5 protein-coding genes are annotated in these 4107 nt (G+C 50.8%); 4 read left to right on the forward strand and 1 reads right to left on the reverse strand.

Translation table 11 applies throughout. The features are described 5' to 3' along the window. Positions 1 to 60: 60 nt before the first annotated feature. Positions 61 to 960, reverse strand: coding sequence for a bacteriophage abortive infection AbiH family protein (locus tag CSQ89_RS20220; RefSeq protein ID WP_099407810.1), 900 nt, complete (start codon positions 958 to 960; stop codon positions 61 to 63). Between the two features lie 320 nt (positions 961 to 1280). Between CSQ89_RS20220 and CSQ89_RS20225 the strand changes: the two genes are divergently transcribed. From CSQ89_RS20225 to CSQ89_RS20240, 4 genes are all read left to right on the forward strand, one after another. After that, positions 1281 to 2126 carry a transglutaminase family protein gene (locus tag CSQ89_RS20225; RefSeq protein ID WP_158229071.1) on the forward strand — a complete coding sequence of 282 codons (846 nt, stop codon included), beginning with the start codon at positions 1281 to 1283 and terminating at the stop codon, positions 2124 to 2126. 77 nt (positions 2127 to 2203) lie between these two features. Then, a complete protein-coding gene (locus CSQ89_RS20230) occupies positions 2204 to 2836 on the forward strand; it encodes an RHS repeat-associated core domain-containing protein (RefSeq protein WP_099407812.1) in 633 nt (210 codons plus the stop codon). Continuing rightward, positions 2829 to 3320: an Imm26 family immunity protein gene (locus tag CSQ89_RS20235; RefSeq protein WP_099407813.1), complete on the forward strand. Its 492-nt coding sequence runs from the start codon at positions 2829 to 2831 to the stop codon at positions 3318 to 3320. Before CSQ89_RS20230 ends, CSQ89_RS20235 begins: the two co-directional genes overlap by 8 nt. Then, positions 3317 to 3709, forward strand: coding sequence for a DUF4259 domain-containing protein (locus tag CSQ89_RS20240; RefSeq protein ID WP_099407814.1), 393 nt, complete (start codon positions 3317 to 3319; stop codon positions 3707 to 3709). Before CSQ89_RS20235 ends, CSQ89_RS20240 begins: the two co-directional genes overlap by 4 nt. The last annotated feature ends 398 nt before the right edge of the window (positions 3710 to 4107 follow it).

Raw genomic sequence — 4107 nt, forward strand, 5'->3', positions numbered from 1 at the left:
GGTTGAACCACAAACCGCCGAAAATTCCGTCAGTGATGGACGCGGCGTTGGTCGCCTTGCCTATAAATCTTCCCAGAGAACAGGTTTGATCAGCTTAGCGGGCACGCCGATCTCAACGAGTCGAGCGTGTTTCGTCGGCCGCTCCTGCTCTGATCGACAGGCGATGCTCCACTGAGCCGCCGCAACGCGGGGCATCCTGAGCAACGCTTGGAAGTAAAGCAGATCCACTTCAGACAAAGAATGGCCCAGCACATGAACGATATCGATCGCGCCGAGCTGATCGAAGAATGCCTGATGTTCGGTGATGAGTTGTTCGGAGGGCTTGAACGTCTTGGCGAAATAATCGTCCAGGATGTTGTGTGCTTCCATCAAACGTGAGTCGGTGTCCTCGTCGCAGGCATCATTGAGAGATTGGCGCTGCACCGGGTTCCACGCATGTCCCAGAATCAGCTCGCTGTTCGGCAATGTTGCTTTGCCGTGGATGTGCAACACTTGAGCGTCGGGCACGCCGTAAAGGTCTCTGAGTGTCGATGAGTAGTTGAAGCTCAGAAAAACAGCATCCGAGTCGATTTCCTTCAGTCGCGTTGCCGCAGAACTAGGCGTCGGGATCGCCAAGGTACGTATCCACGCCCCGAATCGTACTCTGAGTTCGCTCGATAGCCGCTGCACGACATTGTTGACCTCGTACTGGAAATCGTGGTGGTAGGCATCACTCCAATCGTCGGCACCGTAGGACACCATAGAACCGCTGAGATCGTCGATGATGACATCCACATCGATGCCAGCCAACGCGGATTCAAGATCGCTCCAGTCCTCACCGGCGCGAAGGTACCTGTCCACGGCGTCGAACATTCGTTCGTCGCAGCTTCTCACGTATTCCTTGAACTGCTTGTAGCTCGAAGGAATTCTGTGCCATAGATCGAATCCATTTCCGATGATATAGAGCGTGGAGGGGAGCATGGACAACCTACCTTCATTGTTCTTCAATGACACAGCAGCTTTACAAGCTGCCACGCACGCGATTATGGGGTTTGAGTAGCGAGGACGTGGAGCGGATACAGGAACGCCTAGCCAGGTGTTAAATGCGCTAAATAAGTAGGTTATGATGTGTGCATTTTGTTATTGGTCATAAATGCATGCAGGCTTTTTCTCTTTGTGGTTTGCCTTCTCGGCTGTACCGTCTTCTAGTTCTATCCCTTCTGTGGTTCACAATCTGCACCTTTGCTTTGGCTGGCCCGAGCGCATCGAAGGTCGAAGAAAACTATAAGACGATAGGCGCAATGCTGGCGTTGCCAGAGAGCCAGATTGACCTCGCCAAGGTCAAGCTCACCATCGATCATATGATCGACCCGAGCGTGGACGTAAACGCCTACCTTAAGCAGCTGGATACGATGGCGGCAGAAGTCAGGACGCGGTTCCCGGCGAATCCTTCCAGTCGGGACAAGCTAGAAGCCTTGCGGACATACCTTTATCAAGCGGGTCCGTGGAATGGCAATCAGCCATTTGCTTACGATATGGCCGACCTTAACGGGCAGAATCTTCGCGGCAGGCTGCTGACGAATTATCTCAGTACGCGCAAAGGCAATTGCGTATCGATGCCCATGCTGTTCCTTATCCTGGGCCGTAAAGTTGGTCTTGATTTGAGTCTGTCCGCTGCGCCGGAACATTATTTCATCAAATACCGTGACGAGGCCGGCAAGGTCTACAACCTGGAAACCACCAGCGGTGCCGGCTTCACGCGGGATGTTTGGATGCGGCAGCAGCGGCCAATGACTGACTTAGCTATTAAAAATGGCGTCTATATGCAGTCAGCAACCGATAGGCAAACTGTCTTGATGATGTCCGTGGCGTTGCTCGAATTCTATTCACATGAAAAGCGAGAAGGCCCTCGCGTTGGTTTGTCAGTCATGCTATTGCAACACTCGCCGAACTTTGTCCCCGCTATGTTGCATTGGGCTAACGCTAGCTTGCGCATGCGGCAAAGTGAATTTGAAGGTAAATACCCGACGCCAAGCCATATCCCCCTTGAGCTGCGCCGCCGTTATATGGAGCTTGCCCAAGAAAACCGGTATTGGTGGGATAAGGCCGTTTCGCTGGGGTGGCAAGTGCCACCTCCCGGCGTGTAGCGCTGATGGGCTCGCAAAGCTAACTATCTATTAATGCATCGATATGAAAAACTAATTCGTAAACCATAGGAAACAATATGCAGGTCTTTAAATTTCTAAGGCTAAGCCTGCTTTGGCTAGCGATTATTGCCTATGGCAGTAGCGCCTTTGCACGATATATCGAAAGTGACCCGGTTGGATTGGAAGCGGGTATCAATACCTATTCCTATGTCGATAATAATCCGCTTAGTTATACCGACCCGGACGGATTAACCAAGCGCGGTGCGCCGCCATCACGTACACCCTCCGCCGAAAATTACGCAGCCGAACGCATTATGCAAGATGCAATGCAACGGGCGTATGGAACAGGGCCGCGTGATGTATTGCGAGACCCCAACAATCGGCCAACGATTCGCGATGCCGAAAACTTTGAGCGCGCTACAGTGCGGGGTGGTACTTATATGCTGCGCGACCCTGTTACCGGACAAGTAGTTCGTACAGGTCGGTCTAATGATTTAAACCGGCGTGAAGGTCAGCATGCTAGAAATGAATGCACAGCAGATTATCGTTTCGAGGTAGATAGATGGACTGATAGTTACGCTGCCCAGCGTGGCAGGGAACAAATCATTCATGATATGTATAACCCACCCATGAACCGCATCCGCCCTATTAGCCCTACAAATCCAAGGAGAGACGGTTATATGAACGCTGGAAGGGCGCTAGATGAGTAAGCCTCTTAAGGTTGCCGAAGGATTATGGTTTGCTGTTCCACTTAGGGATGGCGGATTCGGTGTTGGTTTGGCTGCAAGGGTTTCACCGAGTCGTGGGGTAAAAACCTTATTTTGCTATTTGTTCCCATATAGATATTCTGAGCCGCCATCACTCGAAAAGTTGTTAGCGCTGAAGCCAAGCGATGCCATTTCATTAGAGCGGGTAAGTAGTTTAGGTATAAAGAAAGGTACTTGGCCATTGATTGGTATTGATCCCAAGTTTGATAGGGAAAAATGGCCTATGCCTAGCTTTGTTCGACAAGACCTTGTTTCAAAAAACTATAGAAAAACTACCTATTCCCCTGATGATCCTTCATTGGTTATTTGGGAAGGGCTATGCCCCCTAGGCGAGGAGTTAGTATTGCCTCAAGATGGTTTAAGCGGGTATGGCGCTGTTGAAATATTTTTGACCAATCAGATTGCAAACATTGAGAGTGAGAAATGAGTTCTTGGGGTGTAGGTGTTTTTGAAAACGACGATGCGCAAGATTGGTTGGATGAATTGCTGTCGTCTACTGGTAGTGATTGCTTGCATTCCACGCTGGAACTAGCAAAGACCGATTACTTGGAAGTGTCTGAAGGAAACCGGATTGTTTGTGCGGCTTATGTGGTCGGAATGCTCTTGGGCAAGGTTGAAAGCCATGGGTCCGAAGAATTGGCTACTTGGCTCACCAGTAATGCGGATATAGACGCCGTCAGCTTGGTGCCGCACGCCGTGGATGGTATTGACCGCGTGCTGGCTGCGGATAGTGAATTGCACGAAGTGTGGGAAGAGAACGAAGCACATTATCCGAAGTGGAGACAAAGCCTATTAAACCTAAGAAATGAGCTGTAATTGATTTAGTGGATAGCGCCATGCAATTGCATTTCGCAAATACCTAACTATATTTACTGTCCTTAAGCAAGTACGATGTAATTTCATTAAAGCGCGCCCCTCCAGGCGCGCTTTCTTTTGCCTGCTGTTTGTAGCCGCCTCCCACACAATCCCCGCGCCATGACCCGCGTAGCTTGTGTCTGTGCGCCAATTCCGAGAGGCCACCCCTCATCTTGGTTCCCAATGGGGGTTCTTCTGCAGGCCCCCTATTGACCCCGACAGGAAAAAGTCCGCGCCTTTCCGCAAGACGCATTGCGAATCGAAATAGAGCGCCAGTGGGCGCGTAAGAAGGAAGGGTATGTCCCACCCAAGTAGCGACGGTAATTTCAGAATCGCGCACGCCAATATGGGGCAGTAAG

The sequence above is a fragment of the Chitinimonas sp. BJB300 genome (assembly GCF_002735695.1).
Taxonomy (GTDB): domain Bacteria; phylum Pseudomonadota; class Gammaproteobacteria; order Burkholderiales; family Chitinimonadaceae; genus Chitinimonas.